The following is a 21279-nucleotide window of genomic DNA, read 5'->3' on the forward strand; positions in this document are numbered from 1 at the left end:
TTTCTTTGTTACTTACTTTCTGCAATCGTTTTTTTCTCTTCCAATTCTTCCCAACGCAAAAATGTTTGTTCAAGCAGGGATTCAATATCAGCCAACTCCTTTAGCTTCGCCTCTGTAATTTCATGTGATTGTTGGAAAAACGTAGGCTCACCAACTTCCGCTTGAAGTGCGGTCAATTTTTCCTCTAATTCTTCCAATTGCTGCGGGAGTTGTTCTAATTCCCGTTGCTCCTTATAGGATAATTTAACGGACTTTGACTTATTAGAAGTGCGGTCGGTTTTGACAGTATTTTCTTGTGGCTTAGCTGACAATTTCTTCGTCATCTCTTGTTCGGCTTTAGCTGCCCAAAAATTGGCTTGCTGCTGTTTTGCATCAAAGAAACCGCCTACATATTTATTGACTACGCCTTCTCCTTCAAATAAATAGCATTCAGTGGCGGTATTATCAATAAACTGACGATCATGACTAACGATCAATAATGTGCCCTGATAATCCGTCAAAATTTCTTCTAACAATTCTAAGGTTTCCACATCTAAATCATTGGTGGGTTCATCAAGAATCAGTAAATTATTCGGTTTAAGTAATAATTTTGCCAACAACAAACGGTTACGTTCCCCACCGGATAAGGCTTTCACCGGTGTCATTGCCCGTTTAGGCGGAAATAAGAAATCTTGTAAATACCCCAGTACATGGCGTTTTATACCGTTCACTTCAATATCTTGCTTACCGTCGGCAACGTTATCCATAACTGTTTTTTCCGGATCAAGCTCCGAGCGGTATTGGTCAAAATAGGCGATCTCTAATTTTGTCCCCGTACGAATTTTTCCACTTGTCGGTTGAATTTCACCGAGTAGTAATTTAATAAAAGTGGTTTTACCACAGCCATTTGCTCCTACTAGTGCAATTTTATCGCCTCTCAAAATAGTTGTGCTGAAATCCTTTAACAAGGTCTTACCCGCCACCTCATAACTCACGTTTTCCATTTCAAACACGATTTTTCCGGAACGGCTTGAGCTATCAAGTTGTAATTTTGCCGTTCCCATCACATCACGGCGTTGGCTACGTTCTTCACGCATTGCTTTTAATGCTCTCACCCGTCCTTCATTACGAGTACGGCGTGCTTTTATTCCCTGGCGAATCCACACTTCTTCTTGCGCTAATCTTTTATCAAATAATTCATTTTGAAGTGCTTCTACACGTAAATTTTCTTCTTTTGTCGTGAGATACAAATCATAATTCCCCGGATAAGAAACCAGCTGTCCGCGATCCAAATCAACAATACGGGTCGCCATTTTGCGAATAAAAGAACGATCATGGGAAATAAAAACAATACTACCGTTAAATTCTAAGAGGAAATTTTCCAGCCATTCAATTGCTTCCACATCTAAGTGGTTAGTCGGCTCATCAAGTAACAACACATCCGGATCGCACACTAAGGCACGGGCTAAAGCCGCTTTACGTAACCAACCGCCGGAAAGTGCGGTCAATTTTGTGTTCGGATTTAATCCCAATTTGAGCAAAACTTCTTTGATTTTATTTTCAAACCGCCAACCATCAGCATGTTCTAACTTTGCCTGAATTTGTTCAAATTGATTCAAGATTTGATCACTATAATTTTCTTCCAATTGAATGGAAATACGGTGATATTCTTTTAATAAATCCGTTATATGATCGATACCTTCCGCCACATAATCAAATACATTACCTTCCGCATTACGAGGCGGATCCTGTTCAAGACGGGATATCACTAAATCTTTTTCATATTGAATATTGCCATCATCCAACAAGACGTCGCCGGCAATAATTTTGAGTAATGTTGATTTGCCCGCACCATTTCGCCCGACCAAACAAACGCGCTCATTAGGCTCAATATGGAGCTCGGTATGATCCAACAATGGAGCATCACTAAAAGAAAGATAGCCATTCGTTAAGCTAATTAATGCCACAATAACCTCGTAAAAATTTAACTAAAACTGACCGCACTATTTTATACGGTTTGCAGGGAAAAGCGAAAAGATGAAAGTAAATATAAGAAAAAAGGACGCTTTTCAGCGTCCTCATTCTCTAAACTTTAAAAAATTAAAGTGCAGATTTTGCTTTTTCAACTAATGCAGCGAAAGCTACTTTGTCGAATACTGCAATATCGGCAAGGATCTTACGGTCGATTTCAACAGACGCTTTTTTCAAGCCATTGATAAATTTGCTGTAAGATAAACCATTTTGACGAGCCGCTGCGTTGATACGTGCAATCCATAATTGACGGAATTGACGTTTACGTTGACGACGGTCACGATATGCGTATTGACCTGCTTTGATCACCGCTTGGAAAGCAACGCGATACACGCGTGAACGTGCACCATAATAACCTTTAGCAGCCTTAAGAACTTTCTTATGGCGTGCTCTTGCAATAACACCACGTTTTACACGAGCCATTATTTAATCTCCTATGTATATTTTTCTAAAATGAACTAAATCGTACGTTTTGCTTAAATAACGGCTTATGCATATGGTAAGCAAGCCACGACTAAAACTTGGTCTGCTTTCGCAACCATGGATTTATGACGTAAATGACGTTTACGTTTAGTTGATTTTTTAGTCAAAATATGACGTAAGTGAGATTGTTTACGCTTGAAACCGCCGGAAGCAGTTTTTTTGAAGCGCTTAGCTGCGCCGCGTACTGTTTTGATTTTAGGCATTGTTAAAATAACTCCGCATTTTTGTTTAAAACAACATAATCAGGCGAACTAAAAAGTTACTTGGAGGCACTGATTATTTCCACTATAAGGCAAATTGCCTTTTCCCAAAGTAGTTAGGCTGCGTAGTGTGCCCAACATACAATGACTTTTCACCTAAGTGAAAAGATTTTTATTGAAATGAATATCTCAATAAAAAATTCTTATTTTTTCTTCGGTGCCAACACCATCACGGCTTGACGACCTTCTAACTTACCCGGTGCCGATTCCACAACGGAAATCTCAGCCAAATCATTTTTTACACGTTCCAACACATCTAAACCGATCTCTTGGTGCGCCATTTCACGCCCACGGAATCGTACGGTAATTTTGGCTTTATCGCCATCTTCTAAAAAACGAATAAGGCTACGTAATTTAACTTGGTAATCACCTTCGTCAGTGCCCGGACGGAATTTAATTTCCTTAACTTGAACAACTTTTTGTTTTTTCTTTTGCTCTTTTGCAGTTTTACTCTTTTCGTAAAGGAATTTACCGTAATTCATAATACGGCAAACCGGCGGCTCTGCATTTGGACTGATTTCAACGAGATCAAGCTCTGCTTGCTCCGCCATTTCTAAGGCTTGTTGAATAGGAACAATCCCTAATTGTTCACCATCTTGGTCAATTAAACGAACTTCTTTTACGCGAATTTCATCATTAATGCGATTTGGGCGATTTACTGCCGGCGCTTTTTTCACGGTTTTAATAATCGTATTCCTTCTATTGGTTTATGCAAAAATCCTCTGTAACACACAAAAGATTCCAAATTTTATTACCCGAGTAAAACGAGCAAAAACGCACGAATTCTATAGTATCCGCATATTTTATGCAACAAAATTTAGCCATTTATACGAATTTCTACACCAATACGTTACAAAAAGATTTGATAAGCGATTAATCCTTGCAGTTTCTAAACAAAGCCTATATTGATAACTGTTTGCCGTTGTCTAATTTCGTCATTTATGTCAAGAATTCCAAAGCACAACTTGATTATGCATTATGATGATCTCATTGAATACCTTTCAATAGTCTGTTTTTTGTTTTCTCTGCTGAATAAACGAAATCTCGTCAATCGTCGATTAAACGCATTTCATTTTTAGATCACACTCTCTCTTCATAAGATTATTGTCAAAATATATAAGCCTTGCAAATCCGGTATTACCAAAATGAAAACAAACACCTTTTATAAATATAGTTTTTAGTTATCAATAAAAACTCATATAAAACTAACCGCACTTTATTACATCTGCTACGTTAATAATAAAAAAATATGCAAAAAATTACCTTTCTCTCTCTTAAAAAACAATTTATAATATCCGAACTTAATTTCTAATATTAGTTAAATTTATGCGTACTTCATTACACCAAACGAAATGGGGACTATTTAATCTCATTGAAGGTGACTTTATTAGTCAATTTGTCAAAACTTATGGAGAGTGGTCCGAAGTTGAAGTTCAATTTTTCCGTAGTGTTCTATCTAGCCATAGCAATATTATTGAAGTGGGAGCAAATATTGGAATGCACTCCATCCCCCTTGCAAAATTTATTCCACAGGGGAAATTATTTTGTTTTGAACCCCAACGCATTATTTTCCAAACACTTTGTGCCAATATTTCATTAAATCACCTCACGAATGTCTATACATATCATCAAGGTGTAAGCAATCAAAAACAAAATATTGAAATTCCCTCATCAAATTACGATACGGCTTGGAATTACGGCAGTTTTTCTTTAGACAAAGGATTTGATACCGAAGGTTATTTTCAAGACTGTCAGCATAAAGAATGGGTTCAAGTTCTCACCTTGGACGAACATCCCGAAATTCAAAAACTAAATGAATTATCTTTACTAAAAATTGATGCGGAAGGTTTTGATCTAAACGTATTACAAGGTGCAAATAATATTATTAATCAATATAAACCCGTTATTTTCATTGAAGCTCATCCCCATAGATCCGAAGCAATATTAAATTATTTAAATCAACTTGATTATCAATGTTTTTGGTTTATTTCCGATCGTTATCAAGCTAATAATTATTTCAATCAGGAAAAAACAATTTCCGGTTTAGATTATAACTTAGCTTGTTTTCATCGTTCCAAAACCTCAAATTTACCCATAGAAACATTAGCCAATACTGAAATGGATTTATCTCAAGTACCACTATTAACATATCAAAAATAAAAATAAATATAAAAAAAGCATTTTGAGTTCAAAATGCTTTTTTATTTATTAGTAAACTATGATTGAAAGATAAATTATTTGCTACCTATACTTTAATAAGATCAAGAGAGCTTGTTATAAAGTTTGCCCGTATTTTTCCCATAAAGCATTTTGTAAACTAAAAGGCACTTCATTTTCTGTCGGAACAACTTGTTTGTAACAACCATCCGGCTGCATCTCCCATGCTTTCGTATTATCTTTTAACGCCATAGTGAGACTTTCTTCAATCACGCGTGCTTTAACTTCTGAGGATTCGATCGGTGTTGCCGTTTCAATACGACGGAAGAAATTACGTCCCATCCAATCGGCGCTCGAAATGTAAGTATTTTCCGCACCATTATTATAGAAGTAATAAACGCGAGAGTGTTCAAGTTGGCGACCCACAATGGAACGTACGCGAATGTTCTCAGAAAGCCCTTCTACACCGGGACGTAATGTACACATTCCTCGCACAATTAAATCAATTTGCACACCAGCCTGACTGGCTTCGTATAAAGCTTCGATTACACCGGTATCGACCAATGAATTCATTTTTGCAATAATTCGCCCCGTTCTGCCCTCTTGTGCATTTCGAGTTTCTTGCTTGATGTGAGACAAAACCGATTGATGTAAAGTGAAAGGGCTTTGATAGAGTTTGTTTAATTTTACCGGACGACCTAATCCTGTAATTTCCATAAATAAGGTATTAACATCATCGGTAATTTGTTCATCGGCGGTGATTAAACCAAAGTCCGTATAAATACGGGATGTTCCTTGATGGTAATTCCCTGTGCCTAAATGAGCATAACGTTTAAGTAAACCTTTTTCACGCCGGATAATCAGTACCATTTTGGCATGTACTTTATAACCAAAGACACCATAAACAACATGAGCACCTGCATTTTCAAGCTGTTGTGCCCAGTTAACATTATTAGCCTCATCAAAACGCGCCATTAATTCAACAACAACGGTAACCTGTTTGCCTGAAAGCGCGGCTTTCATCAAGGCATTAACCAGTTCTGAACGGCTACCTGTGCGATAAATCGTCATCTTAATTGCCAATACATCCGGATCGTTTGCGGCTTCGCTAATCATTTCAACCACAGGATCAAACGATTGATAAGGGTGATGCAATAAGATAGGGGCTTGCCTGACATGATTCAAAATCGAATCAATTTTTGTTTTCTTGGATAGCGGGCTAGGAGTAACCGGAGGAAATTTTAAATCAGGTCGGTCAACTAAATCGGGAATAGCATTCAAACGAATAAGATTAACCGGGCCTTTCACCCGATAAAGTTCATTGCTGCCGAGCTTAAACTGTGCCAGTAAAAAATCATAAATATGTGCCGGACAAAGATCCGCCACTTCTAAACGTACACCGTCACCGTATTCGCGATAATGTAACTCACTTTGTATTGCAGTGCGTAGGTTGTCCAATCTATCTCTATCCGATTCCACACTCAGATCACTGTCTCGGGTAAGGCGAAATTGATGACAGCCTTTAACCGTCATACCTAAAAATAATTTATGTACGTTAGAATGCAAAATAGAAGAAAGAAAAACAAACCCGTTTTCGCCTTGGCAAATATCCGACGGCATTTTTACCACTCGAGGTAAAATTCGTGGAGCTTGTACGATTGCCATACTGGAAGGTCTGCCAAAAGCATCATTGCCGTCAAGTTCCACCGCAAAATTAAGCGATTTATTCAATAAACGCGGAAAAGGATGGGAAGGATCAAGCCCTATGGGCGTTAATATAGGTAATAATTCACGATCAAAATATTGACTTACCCATTCACGTTGCGCCTCAGTCCAACTTGAACGGCGATAAAAATGAATGCCTTCTTTTGCCAACTCCGGCTCAAGCACATCATTAAATAGAGCATATTGCTCATTAATTAAATCACGGGCTTCTTTTGAAGCAAAAGCAATCGCTTCTTCTGCCGTTCTGCCACTATCTAATAATGTATAAGGACTTAATTTACTTTCACGTTTTAAACTGGCAATCCGAACTTCAAAAAATTCATCTAAATTTGATGAAACAATACAAAGAAAACGTAACCGTTCCAATAATGGCGTATTCGGATCTTGCGCCTGTGCTAAAACCCGACGGTTAAAAGCCAGTAAACTCATTTCTCGACAAAGAAAACGATTGTTATCAGTCATTGTAATATCCCTATTTTTATCGTTACATTTCGAATGGAAAAAATAACCGATAAAAATGACAAAAACGTGACAAAAATATTAATTCCCTTTGTTTCCCCCATATTTTTGTTTATACTCTAACCGCTTTAACAGCATATTCATTCATATATCGCAAGTTTGTGTATAGGAAATGAACAAATCTGATTGTATTCTCAATTCTATTTTTCATCATATACCTTTGCTTGCAAATCATTAACTTTCTTAAGGATTTAAGAACTTATGTTAGAGATTTGGCAACAATTCAAACAAAACTATCTCATTAAATATTGGAATCCTGTCGCAGCCGTGATCGCAGCCGGTTTGCTTTCCGCTTATTATTTCGGTGTAACCGGTACTTACTGGGCTGTAACGGGAGAATTCACCCGTTGGGGAGGGCATGCGTTACAAATGCTTGGTGTCGATCTGAGCGAATGGAGCTATTACAAAATCATTGGAATGGAAGGAAGTATTTTTACCCGTATTGACGGTGTGATGATTCTAGGGATGTTCGCCGGCTGTATGTCCGCAGCACTTTGGGCAAATAACGTTAAATGGCGCAATCAACCGTATAAACGCCGTATTGCCCAAGCCTTAATCGGCGGAGCATTAGCCGGTTTCGGCGCTCGCCTTGCCATGGGGTGTAACCTTGCCTCACTTTTCACCGGTATTCCGCAATTCTCTGTCCACGCTTGGTTTTTTACTATTGCTACCGCACTTGGGACTTATATCGGAGTAAAAGTGACCTTACTCCCAATGTTCCGCGTGAAATTAGCATTAAAAAAAGGCGCGGCAAAATTAAACGAAACCGATCCCAAACAAGCCTCTCGTCGTTTTTGGCTGGGTATGGTGATTTTCTTTGCCTATCTCATGACATCACTTTATGTGATGACACATTCCATTAAACTTGGGTTCGCTATGTTTTGCGGCTTAGCATTCGGTTTATTAATCGAACGCGCACAAATTTGCTTTACCTCTGCGTTCCGTGATCTCTGGGTAACCGGTCGTGCTTATATGGCAAAAGCCATTATTTATGGAATTATCGTAGGAACGATCGGTGTTTTCTCCTATATTCAATTGGGCGTTTCACCAAAAATTATGTGGGCAGGACCAAATGCAATTATCGGCGGATTACTATTCGGTTTTGGTATCGTGTTAGCCGGCGGCTGTGAAACCGGTTGGATGTATCGCGCCATGGAGGGGCAAGTTCATTTTATGTGGGTGGGATTAGGTAATATTATCGGTTCTACTTATCTTGCCTACGTTTGGGATGACATCGCCCCAGCCCTCGCCTTGGATTACGAAAAATTGAACCTACTTAAATCTTTCGGCCCGGTAGGCGGTTTATTAGTAAATTACGCTTTATTAATTCTCTGTTTAGTTGCGGTGGTTTGGTGGGAACGCCGATTCCTTGCAAAAGCCAAAGCAAAAATTACAGCGACACAACCATCTTGCGGTTGTTAATTCTTATTCAGTAAAAAGGAAATGATTATGGCATTTATCGTTGTTCAAAAATTAGATAAAGATCCGAAAGACATCACACCGGATTATACATTAGATACCTTAGGCGAACCTTGTCCTTATCCAGCGATTGCAATGCTTGAAACCATGCCACGATTACAAAAAGGTGAGATTTTGGAATTATTAAGTGATTGTGCCCAATCCATCAATAATATTCCTGTGGATACCAAAAACCACGGTTATACGCTCCTGAGTGTTGAACAAGATGGAACAAAGTTGAGATATTTGATTCAACGCTAAAACTCCTTCAGCAGCAAAAAGTGCGGTCAAAATTGACCGCACTTTTCATTATCTCCGGTATTATGTAGCAGTTGCACAAACTTAAATTTTATCTCATAGGTAGGGGCGCCACACTGACATCCGCCATACAACCTTTAAAATCATTAAATTTTTACGGACGCTAGTGTGACCTCCCTACATTTTCTTTAAATTGTGCGTTAGCTACATAATGCCGATTATCTATAACTTTTTAAATTCCAATAACATTGCACTTTGCGGATCTAACACAGGAATAGTTAAACCGGCATTAGCAAGCCATTCGCCACAAATAGAGAGAATTTTTCCGTCAAAGCAATCACGCAACCATTGTGGGAAAACTTTCATTAAATGCCCCGCTTTCCCCTCGCGGATATAATTCGGAACAGAAAGCACACTGACTTGATAATTCCCGTTGGCTTGCAAGTAAGGCAATCGGAGTTTCCCCATTTGCTTGTAATCCGGCATATCAAGTTGGCTTACAAGCACTACGGCTTGCGATTTATCTTTTGCCACTACGCCATGAAGAAGCGTTTTATCATCATGATAATCAAGACGGAATACCTCTCCGCCGTGTAATAACGGACGAAGTTGTTTGTGCAAGGCAATATATTTTGCAAAACCGATACATTCCTCTTCACTTTCTTTCACCGGATCAAGCTCTACTCCCATATGTCCAAATAAGGCGGTTAATCCCCGATAATCTATGGAAAAGCAACGATGCGTCGTTTGGCAAGGCGAACCGCCAATGTGCGCGCCCATTACTTCAGGCGGATAAAAATAACTCATCCCGCGGTGAATTTGTTGGCGGGTGTAGGCATCAATATTATCCGATGCCCAAAAACGCTGTGAACGTTTTAAAATTTCATAGTCGATACGCGCCCCACCCGATGAACAACTTTCGATTTCAACGTGCGGATAACGTTTTTGCAATTCATCAAATAAACGATAAGCGGCTTGAGTTTGTTCCACCACCGCTGCACGCCCTCGACTACCCGGTTGAACAAGACGGCGGTTGTGATCCCATTTAATATAATCAATGGCGTGACTGCCCAGTAACCAATCCATACGCGCTAACAAATAATCAAATACTTCCTGTTTAGTGAGATCCAATACATATTGATGGCGTTCTTCCGGTTGGTCATACCCCTCTAATTGTAATAACCAATCGGGGTGGGTTTGGTACAATTTGGTGGGTTTGTTGATCATTTCCAGTTCGACCCAAATACCAAATTGCATACCTAGTTTTTTCACAGCATTAATGACTTCGTTTAAACCGTTCGGGTATTTTTCTTCATCTAAATACCAATCGCCTAAACCGCCAAAATCATCATTACGCCCAATAAACCAACCGTCATCAATAATAAAGCGCTCTATCCCCATTTCCGCGGCTTTCTCCGCCATTGCAATAATGTGTTTAGGGTGGTGATTAAACATAACGCCCTCCCAAATATTCAAGTGTACCGGACGCACAGGATGAGCAAAATGTAAAATATGTTGGCGGACATGATTGTGAAATTGGCGTGACATACCGTTTAGTCCCTCTTCCGAATACACCGAATACACCCAAGGCGTGCTATGGCTTTCACCTTGTTGAAGTTGAATTTCTCCCGGTAAATAAAGATTTTCTAATTGGGCGAAACGGCGACCATCAATCAATACATCTGCACGAATACGGTGATTTCCCGACCATGCTAAGTGAAATCCCCAGACTTTACCCTGTTGCTGACTAAAATGAGGTGTTCCCAAAATCAGATTAGGGGCATATTCGTGAGAGGTGCGTCCATGGCGATTTTCTTGGACAAACGCACCGTGTTTAAGTGATACTCGATTTTCGTGTAATTCACGACACCAACGCCCGTAGAAACTTAATACTTCATCGGCATATTCAGGCACCGGCAAGGTAACGGTGAGACGATTTACGGTAAATTCGCCCTCGCCTAAGTTAGTTAAAGTATGACGGAATTTAAACACCCCATTTTCATCGCATTCAATTTCTGCCTTGAAAGCCAGTTTTGCGATATTGTCTTCCATTTCTAACACTAAAGTGCGGTCGGTTTTCGCAATGTTTTTGGTAATGAATACCGGCGCCCAATCATAACCGTTGCGATGTCCTTCCACACTTGAAACGCCAAAATAGCCTCTGCCGTTTTCTGCGGCGAGGGTAATTGGCGTATCTACATCAAGACTACCGTTTGCTACACCACGTTCAATGCTCATCACATCCGCTTCGGTAATTTCATCCAATTCAAGGCGTTTACCAAAATAGAGAATCTCTGCCGGTTCTGTGCGTAAAATTAAATCCGTCTCTTTGCTTTGTAAGCGAACTAATTGTGAACTCATAACACTTTCCTCTTAGTATTTTGTTTCAACTTTGCGATATTTATCTAATAAGGTGATATTGACTTTGGCGAGTAAATCACCGTGCAGTTTGTAATAACGGAAATAGACAAACAATTTCACTACATAGAAGAAAATCGGTAAGCCTATCATGATCACTTTCATATAAAATAAGGTGCTTTCACTTTGCGCTACATTAGGTACATAATCAATGGCGGTTAATAATACCCCGATTAAAAACGCGGAAACGGCGGAACCGGCTTTTACTACCATAGTTTGTACTGCATAGGCGATACTTTCGGAACGAATACCGAGCTTGTATTCGCCGTAATCTACGGTATCTGCCACCATAATCACTTGGAGTGTCCAGAACAATGCACTACCAATCTGCATAAAAATACCGGCAAGAATAATCAGGAAAATACTGTGATGTTCGGTAATACCGGTATAAGCTAAGATTGCACAACTAATAATGGAGCTAACAGAAATGCCAATCCATAACATACGGCGTGAGAAAAGTTTTGCCAAACGGGCGAATAAAATTATCACGGTGAGATTAGCAACACCGGCATAAGACATATAATATGGGAACATTTCTTTATCGCCCACTACATAGGTGAAATAATAAATGGCGAAACCTGAAATGATATTGCCTGCAATGTTGTAACAAAGCGCCATTACAAGCAAACTTGAAAGCTGATCGTTGCGTGGAATAAGCGATATGAGAGTTTTTAACGGTACTTTTTTCTGCGGTTCACCGCTTTCAATTGCATCGAAAGAATATTTTTCTTTGACATTCATTAAAGTAATAATCGTCGAAGCCACAAAAAAGCCGATAATCACAAGTGTAAACATTCTAAACCCAAAACCTTTATCATCGCCGCCCACTGCATCGACAAACGGCATACAGATACCGGCAGTCACAAAACCGGCAAGACTGGCAAAGAAACGCGGATAAGGCACGATTTCTTCACGTTCCCGTTGGTCAAGGGTTAAAGTCGGTGTAAGCGACCAAAACGGTATATCCATTAAGGTATAGGTCATTCCCCAGAGAATATAGGTAACCGCAATGTAAACGACAAGTGCCGTACCGGAGAAATAATCTGCACAAAAAAGAGAAAAAAGTGAAATTGAATTAAGAATCGTGCCAATCAAAATCCAAGGTTTAAATTTTCCCCAGCGAGATCGTGTATTATTGACAATCCAACCCATAATGGGATCATTTAACGCATCCCACACACGGGCAACCATAAAAATAGTGCCCACAACCGCACCGGATACTCCCAACACGTCCGTGTAATAATACATTAAATACATATACACAATGCCGATAGCAAAATCCTTACCATAAGCCCCCAATCCAAAACTGATCTTGGTTTTCATTGATAAACTCATAATGAGTTCCTCCTTTCAGTGAGTTTCATAACCTCATCATGACAAAAGGAAAAGTCCTTTCCTATACCATTTCTTTATACAAGATTCCTAAAAACTCACTTTATGAGATCTCGATATTAAAAAATGAATTTTCGGGAAAAATTTCTAGGAAAATAGGAATTTATCAAAAAATTCGCTATAATTTGACCGCTCTTTTGCTTGGTAATATTTCGTAGGTAATGAATGCAATCTGAAGATATTGTGTTGGATTATTTTGATCCGGAAAACGCCCTGGGTAGTAAAACAACCAGTCCCCTTTCCTTACCTTTAGAAAAACAATCGCTACGGGTAAAACTATGGCAGCCCCCTTTGAATATGCCTGCCCATCATTGGCACGGACATATTGAAATCAATATCCCCTTTAACGATGACGTAACATATTTCTACAACGGTTCACAAATTACAATCAAAAAAAATCATATTGCTGTTTTCTGGGCGGCGATTCCGCATAGTTTGGTGGATCGTAAAAACTGTACTGAAATGGCGGTGATTGATATTCCTGTTCATCAGTTTCTTTCTTGGCAATTAACCGATAAACTGGTGACTCACATCACCCATGGGGTCGTCATTCAATCCCAAAACCCTGCGCTCGCCGGCACGTTTGAAATTATGCGCTGGGAAAACGAGCTGACAAAAGAGGATAAAAATCGCAACCAATTAGTCTATAGTGAAGTGCAATTACTGTTAAAACGCCTAGAACTTGACGGGTGGGAGCTTTTATTAAAGACAAATTATGAAAATCACATGAACGGTAAATCCTCACGCCATACTCAATATTATGTGATTCAAATGCTTAACTATATCGCTAGTCACTTTAATCAAGCCCTCACCGTGTCTCAAGTCGCCGCTGCGGTCGGCTTGAATACCAACTATGCTATGGGGCTATTTCAACGTGTAATGCAACTAACGATCAAACAATATATTACGATGATGAGGATTAACCACGCCAAGGCATTACTCACCGATACCGATAAAACCATGCTCGATATTTCACTCACAGCAGGTTTTAATTCTTTAAGCCGCTTTTACGAAAATTTTCAAAAATATACCGGACTTTCCCCAGTGAGCTATCGTAAGCAAATGCGTGGAAATCTTCCAATTCATCATCTCATTCGATAAAAAACCATTAAATTTCAACCGCACTTTATAAGGAATATTATGAAACTTCCCGCTCTTCAATCAGCAAAACTGATTCGCCGCTATAAACGTTTTCTCGCCGATATTAAATTAACTAACGGTGAAATAATGACTATTCACTGCGCCAACACCGGTGCGATGACAGGCTGCGGAGAAAAAGGCGATACCGTCTGGTATTCCCATTCCGATAGCCAAACAAGGAAATACCCCCACTCATGGGAACTGACCCAACTTGCTAACGGACAGCTTTGCTGTATTAACACTCACCGCTCCAATCAGCTTGTATTTGAAGCATTAAAAAACAAGCAAATTAAAGAATTGGCGATGTATGATGACATCTATCCTGAAGTCAAGTACGGTGAAGAAAATAGCCGTATTGATTTTTTACTAAAAGGTGAAGGGCTTCCCGATTGCTATGTGGAAGTGAAGTCGATCACCTTGGTAAAAGGCAATCTCGGCATGTTCCCTGATGCCGTCACAACACGAGGACAAAAACACGTGCGAGAATTATTGACAATGAAAAAACAAGGACATCGTGCCGTAGTATTGTTTGCCGGTCTGCACAATGGGTTTGATCGTTTTAAAATTGCCGAATATATCGATCCCGACTACGATCGATTATTAAAAGAGGCAATAGAACAAGGTGTAGAGGCTTATGCTTACGCCGGTAAATTTGAAATTTTAGAGGGAATTCCTACCGCACTTTCATTAACTGAATCCGTGCCTTATATGAAATAATAAAATTTTGAGAATTATTTGCATTTATTTATTGACAGACTTATTGAGAACAATTATCATGTACTCATTCTAACAACAAATGGTTGTATCTCCAGTTAGATACAGCGTCATGATAATCACTCCACATTCCCGCCTATTTCCCCACAAATAGGCTTTTTTTTTTATTCACCATAACTAACATTTAATCTCAATATCAAGAATTCATTTATTCCATTCCATTATAACTAATTCATTTCAATTCTTTCCCGATGAGAAAAATCTTCTCTACTATAATGCCTACGAAAACGCTTATGTTATAAAAGAAACAATGAATTGGGATTACATTATCAGCGTGTTACCACGCTTTGTTGATGCAACATTGATAACCCTTGCCCTCTCGTTTTGGGGGATTTTATGCTCATTTATTATTGGCACGATTTGTGCAGTCATCAATAGTTATAACTTTAAGGCATTAAATTGGTTGGTGAAAAGTTATATTGAACTTTCACGCAATACCCCATTATTGATTCAAGTTTTCTTCCTTTACTTCGGGCTTTCAAAAGTCGACATCAAATTAGACGGTTTTACTTGTGGGGTAATCGGCTTAGCTTTTTTGGGCGGAAGCTACATGGCAGAAGCGATTCGTGGTGGTTTAGAAGCAGTTTCCAAAGGTCAAATTGAGTCTGCACTCAGCATTGGTTTAACACCATTTCAAGCTTTTCGTTATGTTATTTTTCCGCAGGCATTAGCGATTTCTCTCCCCGCGATAGGCGCGAATTGTCTATTTTTAATGAAAGAAACCTCTGTCATTAGTGCTGTTGCGGTAGCAGAACTCATGTTTATGGCAAAAGAAATTATCGGAATGGATTATAAAACCAACGAAGCGCTATTTTTATTAGTTGTGTTTTATTTAGTTATTTTGCTGCCTATCTCAATTTCTATTCGTTATTTAGAACAGCGCACACGGAGAGCAAAATATGGGATTTGAATTATTATTCCAAGGCAATAATTTCACCAGACTGCTAAACGGTCTTTGGGTGACCGCTGAAATAGCCTTCGTTTCTGTCTTTTTTGCCTGCCTTTTTGGGTTAATCTTAGGTCTGCTGATGACAAGCAGAAATGCTGTAATTAGAGCTATTTGCCAAGTTTATTTAGAATTTGTCCGCATCATCCCTTTGCTCGTTCTATTATTTATCACTTACTTTGGATTGGCAAAATGGTTTGACATACATTTAGACGCCATCACCGTCTGCATTTGGGTCTTTATTTTTTGGGGAACCGCGGAAATGGGCGATCTTGTGCGAGGCGCATTAACTTCCATTGAAAAACATCAGGTTGAATCCGCTTATGCCTTAGGATTAACGCCCTTTCAAACCTTTATTTATATTTTGCTCCCACAAAGTCTAAAGCGAGTCACCCCAAGTGCTATCAACCTTTTCACCCGAATGGTGAAAACCAGCTCCTTGGCGATGTTAATTGGTGTAATAGAAGTGATTAAAGTGGGTCAACAAATTATTGAACATTCACTTTTTAGCAATCAATCGGCGGCACTTTGGATATACGGGGTCATTTTCTTTCTCTATTTTGTGATCTGTTATCCGCTCTCATTATTTTCCCGTTATTTAGAAACCCGTTGGGAAAGCTAAAGGAATATATATGGCATTACTAGAAATAAAAAATCTTATAAAAAACTATGGCGAGATTGAAGCACTAAAAGGGATTAATCTTTCCGTCGAAAAAGGCGAAGTCGTGGTGATTTTAGGCCCGTCCGGCTGTGGCAAAAGCACATTACTTCGTACATTAAACGGCTTAGAGCCCATAAAGAGCGGTCAATTATTACTCCAAAATGCCGGTGAACTTGGCAAAGAGATAAGTTGGATCAATGCACGTCAACGAATTGGAATGGTATTCCAAAGCTATGAATTATTCGCTCATTTATCGGTAATCGACAATATTTTGCTTGGGCCTTTAAAGGTTCAAAAACGTGATCGGGCGGAAGCCGAAAAACAAGCGGACGAATTATTAAAACGTGTGGGATTATTTGATCGAAAAAACGCCTACCCGCGTGAGCTTTCCGGTGGGCAGAAACAGCGAATCGCTATTGTGCGTGCGCTTTGTATGAATCCTGAAATTATGCTATTTGACGAAGTCACCGCCGCCCTCGATCCCGAAATGGTACGCGAGGTACTTGATGTGATATTAGGGCTTGCCAAAGAAGGCATGACAATGTTGATTGTCACCCATGAAATGGGGTTTGCCCACCAAGTGGCAAATAGTATTGTTTTTATGGATAAAGGGCAAATTATTGAACAAGCCAAACCGGAAGATTTTTTCACCAACCCTACCACGGATCGGGCGAAAACATTTTTAAACATCTTAAACTATGAACCGAGAGGAACAAACTATGAAGAAAACATTTAAAAATTTAACCGCACTTTTTGCCACGGCAACCTTAGCCCTAGGGCTTACCGCCTGCAACGACAATACGTCAAGCAAAGAGACTTCACAAACTCCCTCAACCATTGAGCAATTGAAACAAGCCGGCAAAATTCGTATTGGTGTATTCAGCGACAAGCCGCCTTTCGGCTATGTAGATGCCCAAGGCAAAAGCCAAGGCTTCGATGTGGAAATCGGCAAAGCCATTACCAAAGATCTCTTAGGTGATGAAAATAAAGCGGAATTTGTATTAGTGGATGCCGCCAATCGTGCGGAATATTTACTTTCCAAAAAAGTGGATATTATCCTCGCCAATTTCACCGTAACGGCTGCACGAAAAGAAGTGGTTGATTTTGCCAATCCTTATATGAAAGTTGCCCTTGGAGTGGTTTCAAAAAATGGTGCGGTAATTACCGATCTTGAGCAGTTAAAAGACAAAACACTTATCGTTGATAAAGGCACCACAGCGGATATTTTCTTCACCAAGAATTATCCGAATATCAAATTATTGAAATTTGAACAAAACACGGAAACCTTTGAAGCGCTACGAGACGACAGAGGGGATGCCCTATCCAATGACAACACCTTCTTATTTGCTTGGGTAAAACAAAATCCGGGCTATACCGTAGGCGTGAAAAGTTTTGGTGATCAAGATGTGATTGCGCCTGCCGTCCGTAAAGATGCAGCGGATTTATTAAATTGGCTCAACACTGAAATTGAAAAACTTTCAAAAGAAGGCGTACTCAAACAAGCCTACGAAAAAACCTTATTACCGGTTTACGGTGATAGTGTGACCGAAAGTGATATTTTAGTAGAGTATAAATAGTTTCATACATAATAAGGGCAAGTTTACTTGCCCTTTTGTAACATAACTGCGATAAATCTTGAATAAGTATAAATCTCTCTAAACATTTCCTTCCAATAATCATCTTAAAAATTGTGATCTAACTCACAAGTTTAACATCCCATTAACAAACAGATTTAAAATTTTTTCTTCATCTATTATAGTAGTTTAAACCCAATCTAAGAGTGATATAGAAATTTTAGATTTGTTAATCTGATAGCGAGCGCAATATTTTATTATTTAGCTGTGAAAATAATGTTAATAATCAAGCATGACTATTGAAGTACCTTAAAAAGACTTTTAGCTCTTTAATAAGTAAAGCACCGAGAAAACGATTTTTAATATAGAACAAGCGAGATATATCTAATGAAATTATTTTCAAATAAATCATTTAATGCCGGGCTAAAAGATTCAATATCTTTTGGGTTAGCTTTTATTTTTCTATATGTCCCTATTGGATCTTTAGGTGCTAGTCAAGGCTTAAGTTTATTTGAGGTAATAGCAACAAGTATTTTTATATTTTCAACCCCATTACAATTTCTTCTTATCCAAAGCTATAGTTCAGGAATATCTCTAATTCCAATAATTTTAGCGCTAAACTCTAGATTTATTTTAATGTCATCAGCGTTATCCGGCTATTTTAAAAATATTTCATATAAAAACATTTTTTTATCAAGCATTTTGATTGTTCCATCTGTTTTTTCAGCCTGCATTTCTAGATTTAAAAATAGGGAAGAAAACTATTTTTTATACTTCTTAGGTGTAGGGTTACCCATTTACTTGGTATCTGTTTTATCAACACTTATTGGCTACTATACCGGCTCAGAGATTAGCTCGCCTCTATTTTATGAAATAGTGAAAATTGTTTTGCCATTACAATTTACCGCTTTAGCAGCAAAACATTGGCCGGACTATCTTGATATTAGTGCGTATTGGATAGGATTATTATTGGCACCTATATTTCTATTCTTATTTAAAGAATATACAATGATTATCGCACCATTTTTAATTGGTATTTCATTAGCTGCTTTTGATTATATTGGTAAGAAAAAATGACAAACATTCTCTTTTTAATTCTTTTCTCAGCAATAACTATTTTTATCTTTAGAATATCCCCTTTTTTTCTAAAAGAAAATAAACATCTAAATAATAAAGAGGGATTTATCTATAAATCAATAAGTTATAGTGCCCAAGCAATGATTGGAATCATTGTCTTTAACAGTGCGTTTTCCGGGAAGGATATAGTAAATATAATCAATGATTTTAGTCTGAAAACTGTCATTATATTATTTTTATTGTTAGGGACATTCATCATGACTATTGTCACAAAGAAAATAATACCTAGTTTTATCATCACATTAACATTATACAGTGTAATACTATATTACTTCCCGATATAACACGGCTATTTTCCCTTATTCGCTCATCACAAATTGTTCTCTTAATTGGTGGAGTTGATCCCGAATAGCGGCTGCTTTTTCAAATTCCAAATCTTGAGCAAATTTGTACATTTGCTGTTCCAGTTTTTTGACCTGTTGCTGATATTCTTTGGCATTTTTCGGTGCGTTATAAAGTGCGGTCGGTTCTGCCACCGTTTTTCCACGTGATTTACCTTTCCCTCTATTCGTTACACCTTGACCAATATCCAGTAATTCGCCCACTTTTTTATTTAAGGCTTGAGGAACAATACCGTGATCTTCATTATACTTCATTTGTTTTTCACGGCGGCGGTTGGTTTCCGTGATAGCTTTTTCCATGGATTTGGTAATGCTATCGGCATATAAAATCGCTTTTCCTTTCAGATTACGTGCTGCACGGCCAATGGTTTGAATAAGCGAACGTTCAGAACGCAAGAAACCTTCTTTATCCGAGTCTAAAATTGCCACAAGTGAAACTTCCGGAATATCCAAACCCTCACGTAATAAGTTAATGCCAACCAGTACATCAAATTCACCTAAACGTAAATCACGGATGATTTCCACCCGTTCAACAGTGTCAATATCCGAATGGAGATAACGCACCCGAATACCGTGCTCATCCAGATAATCCGTGAGATCTTCCGCCATTTTTTTGGTAAGGGTCGTCACTAAAACACGCTCATTTCTATCCGCTCTTTGGCGTGCTTCGGAAAGCAAGTCGTCCACCTGAATAGCAACGGGGCGAATTTCAATTTCCGGATCAAGCAAGCCTGTCGGACGCACCACTTGGTCGATAATTTCATCGCCGGATTTTTCTAATTCATAAGGCCCCGGTGTAGCGGAAACATAAATAGTTTGCGGCGCAAGGCGTTCAAATTCTTCAAAACGCAACGGGCGGTTATCTAAGGCTGAAGGCAAACGGAAACCATACTCTACCAACGTTTCTTTGCGTGAACGGTCGCCACGATACATTCCACCGATTTGTGGGACGGTCACGTGGGATTCATCAATAATCAAAATAGCATCAGAGGGCATATAATCGAACAATGTCGGTGGCGGTTCACCCTCATTCCGACCGGAAAGATAGCGCGAGTAATTTTCAATGCCGGAGCAATAGCCCAATTCATTCATCATTTCAATATCGAACATTGTTCGCTGACTAATGCGCTGTTCTTCCAGCAATTTATTTTCTTTGATGAAATATTCACGGCGTTGTATCAACTCTGCTTTGATTTTTTCGATGGCATCTAAAATGCGTTCACGTGGCGTAACATAGTGGGTTTTCGGATACACCGTATAGCGTGGCACCGCACCTAAATGATGCCCGGTCAGCGGATCAAACAAACTTAATCGTTCAATTTCATCATCAAATAATTCAATACGGACGGCAATATCGTCAGATTCTGCAGGAAAAATATCAATAATTTCACCACGCACACGAAATGTTCCCCGCTGAAAGGCTTGATCATTACGCGTGTATTGCAATTCTGCCAATTTGGCAAGAATTTGGCGTTGATCAATAATCGCACCTTGTTGCAAATGCAACATCATTTTTAAATAACTATTCGGATCACCCAAACCGTAAATAGCAGAAACCGAAGCCACTACAATCGTATCACGGCGCTCCAAAAAAGATTTGGTTGCGGAAAGACGCATTTGTTCGATTTGATCATTAATGGAGGCATCTTTTTCAATAAAAGTGTCACTACTTGGCACATAGGCTTCAGGTTGATAATAATCATAGTAAGAAACGAAATATTCCACCGCATTTTCAGGGAAAAAAGCCTTCATTTCTGCATAAAGCTGGGCGGCAAGGGTTTTATTTGGTGCAAGTAACATCGCCGGACGATTAAGTTTTGCGATCACATTGGCGATAGTAAAAGTTTTACCCGATCCAGTTACCCCAAGAAGGGTTTGGTGGGCAAGCCCGTCATCTAAATTTTCAGCGAGTTTTTCAATGGCTTGAGGCTGATCACCGGAAGGGTTGAAATCGGAATGAAGAATAAAAGGTTTACTGTTAATTTTTTCTGCCATAAAAGTGCGGTTAAAATTGGATAAGTTTTTA

19 protein-coding genes are annotated in these 21279 nt (G+C 38.9%); 11 read left to right on the top strand and 8 right to left on the bottom strand.

Going from position 1 to position 21279, the window contains the following annotated elements:
- Nucleotides 1-8: 8 nt before the first annotated feature.
- The 4 genes from FEE42_RS02820 to infC form a co-directional block, all read right to left on the bottom strand.
- Nucleotides 9-1946 carry an ABC transporter ATP-binding protein gene (locus tag FEE42_RS02820; RefSeq protein ID WP_059366467.1) on the bottom strand — a complete coding sequence of 646 codons (1938 nt, stop codon included), beginning with the start codon at nt 1944-1946 and terminating at the stop codon, nt 9-11.
- Between the two features lie 133 nt (nt 1947-2079).
- Complete coding sequence (gene rplT / locus FEE42_RS02825; RefSeq protein ID WP_005596075.1) at nt 2080-2433, bottom strand: 50S ribosomal protein L20; 354 nt, start codon at nt 2431-2433, stop codon at nt 2080-2082.
- 65 nt (nt 2434-2498) lie between these two features.
- Nucleotides 2499-2696 (bottom strand): 50S ribosomal protein L35, encoded by a 198-nt coding sequence (gene rpmI, locus FEE42_RS02830; RefSeq protein ID WP_034613912.1) that lies wholly within the window; start codon nt 2694-2696, stop codon nt 2499-2501.
- A 200-nt stretch (nt 2697-2896) separates the two neighbouring features.
- Nucleotides 2897-3430, bottom strand: coding sequence for a translation initiation factor IF-3 (gene infC / locus FEE42_RS02835; protein WP_059366468.1), 534 nt, complete (start codon nt 3428-3430; stop codon nt 2897-2899).
- 649 nt (nt 3431-4079) lie between these two features.
- Between infC and FEE42_RS02840 the strand changes: the two genes are divergently transcribed.
- Complete coding sequence (locus FEE42_RS02840; protein ID WP_164027666.1) at nt 4080-4913, top strand: FkbM family methyltransferase; 834 nt, start codon at nt 4080-4082, stop codon at nt 4911-4913.
- 114 nt (nt 4914-5027) lie between these two features.
- Here the strand turns inward: FEE42_RS02840 and ppk1 are convergent, their stop codons facing one another.
- Nucleotides 5028-7154, bottom strand: coding sequence for a polyphosphate kinase 1 (gene ppk1 / locus FEE42_RS02845; RefSeq protein ID WP_335341615.1), 2127 nt, complete (start codon nt 7152-7154; stop codon nt 5028-5030).
- Between the two features lie 201 nt (nt 7155-7355).
- On the opposite strand from ppk1, the gene yedE reads away from it, so the two are divergent.
- Nucleotides 7356-8576, top strand: coding sequence for a selenium metabolism membrane protein YedE/FdhT (gene yedE, locus FEE42_RS02850; RefSeq protein ID WP_164027667.1), 1221 nt, complete (start codon nt 7356-7358; stop codon nt 8574-8576).
- A 27-nt stretch (nt 8577-8603) separates the two neighbouring features.
- Complete coding sequence (yedF, locus tag FEE42_RS02855) at nt 8604-8873, top strand: sulfurtransferase-like selenium metabolism protein YedF (RefSeq protein WP_135968658.1); 270 nt, start codon at nt 8604-8606, stop codon at nt 8871-8873.
- A gap of 219 nt (nt 8874-9092) precedes the next feature.
- On the opposite strand, the gene FEE42_RS02860 is transcribed toward yedF, so the two are convergent.
- On the bottom strand, nt 9093-11231 hold the full coding sequence (locus FEE42_RS02860) for an alpha-galactosidase (protein WP_135968659.1): 2139 nt from the start codon (nt 11229-11231) through the stop codon (nt 9093-9095).
- A gap of 12 nt (nt 11232-11243) precedes the next feature.
- The gene (gene melB / locus FEE42_RS02865; RefSeq protein WP_164027668.1) at nt 11244-12623 is read right to left on the bottom strand and encodes a melibiose:sodium transporter MelB; all 1380 of its coding nucleotides are present in this window, start codon (nt 12621-12623) and stop codon (nt 11244-11246) included.
- A gap of 222 nt (nt 12624-12845) precedes the next feature.
- Here melB and melR point away from each other — a divergent pair, with 222 nt between their 5' ends.
- The 8 genes from melR to FEE42_RS13020 all read left to right on the top strand — a co-directional run bounded on the left by melR (nt 12846) and on the right by FEE42_RS13020 (nt 19196).
- Complete coding sequence (gene melR, locus FEE42_RS02870) at nt 12846-13781, top strand: transcriptional regulator MelR (protein WP_164027669.1); 936 nt, start codon at nt 12846-12848, stop codon at nt 13779-13781.
- 39 nt (nt 13782-13820) lie between these two features.
- Nucleotides 13821-14537: a DNA/RNA nuclease SfsA gene (gene sfsA, locus FEE42_RS02875; RefSeq protein ID WP_164027670.1), complete on the top strand. Its 717-nt coding sequence runs from the start codon at nt 13821-13823 to the stop codon at nt 14535-14537.
- 307 nt (nt 14538-14844) lie between these two features.
- Nucleotides 14845-15504 carry an amino acid ABC transporter permease gene (locus FEE42_RS02880; protein ID WP_164027671.1) on the top strand — a complete coding sequence of 220 codons (660 nt, stop codon included), beginning with the start codon at nt 14845-14847 and terminating at the stop codon, nt 15502-15504.
- Nucleotides 15494-16162 (top strand): amino acid ABC transporter permease, encoded by a 669-nt coding sequence (locus FEE42_RS02885; protein WP_164027672.1) that lies wholly within the window; start codon nt 15494-15496, stop codon nt 16160-16162. Before FEE42_RS02880 ends, FEE42_RS02885 begins: the two co-directional genes overlap by 11 nt.
- A 10-nt stretch (nt 16163-16172) precedes the next feature.
- Complete coding sequence (locus FEE42_RS02890; protein WP_164027673.1) at nt 16173-16937, top strand: amino acid ABC transporter ATP-binding protein; 765 nt, start codon at nt 16173-16175, stop codon at nt 16935-16937.
- Nucleotides 16921-17778 (top strand): cysteine ABC transporter substrate-binding protein, encoded by an 858-nt coding sequence (locus FEE42_RS02895; protein WP_164027674.1) that lies wholly within the window; start codon nt 16921-16923, stop codon nt 17776-17778. Before FEE42_RS02890 ends, FEE42_RS02895 begins: the two co-directional genes overlap by 17 nt.
- A 384-nt stretch (nt 17779-18162) precedes the next feature.
- A complete protein-coding gene (locus FEE42_RS02900) occupies nt 18163-18852 on the top strand; it encodes an AzlC family ABC transporter permease (RefSeq protein WP_164027675.1) in 690 nt (229 codons plus the stop codon).
- A complete protein-coding gene (locus tag FEE42_RS13020; protein WP_164027676.1) occupies nt 18849-19196 on the top strand; it encodes an AzlD domain-containing protein in 348 nt (115 codons plus the stop codon). Before FEE42_RS02900 ends, FEE42_RS13020 begins: the two co-directional genes overlap by 4 nt.
- A gap of 15 nt (nt 19197-19211) precedes the next feature.
- Here the strand turns inward: FEE42_RS13020 and uvrB are convergent, their stop codons facing one another.
- A complete protein-coding gene (gene uvrB / locus FEE42_RS02910; RefSeq protein WP_164027677.1) occupies nt 19212-21248 on the bottom strand; it encodes an excinuclease ABC subunit UvrB in 2037 nt (678 codons plus the stop codon).
- Between the last annotated feature and the right edge of the window lie 31 nt (nt 21249-21279).

The sequence above is a fragment of the Rodentibacter caecimuris genome (assembly GCF_010587025.1).
In the GTDB taxonomy this organism is placed as follows: Bacteria; Pseudomonadota; Gammaproteobacteria; order Enterobacterales; family Pasteurellaceae; genus Rodentibacter; species Rodentibacter caecimuris.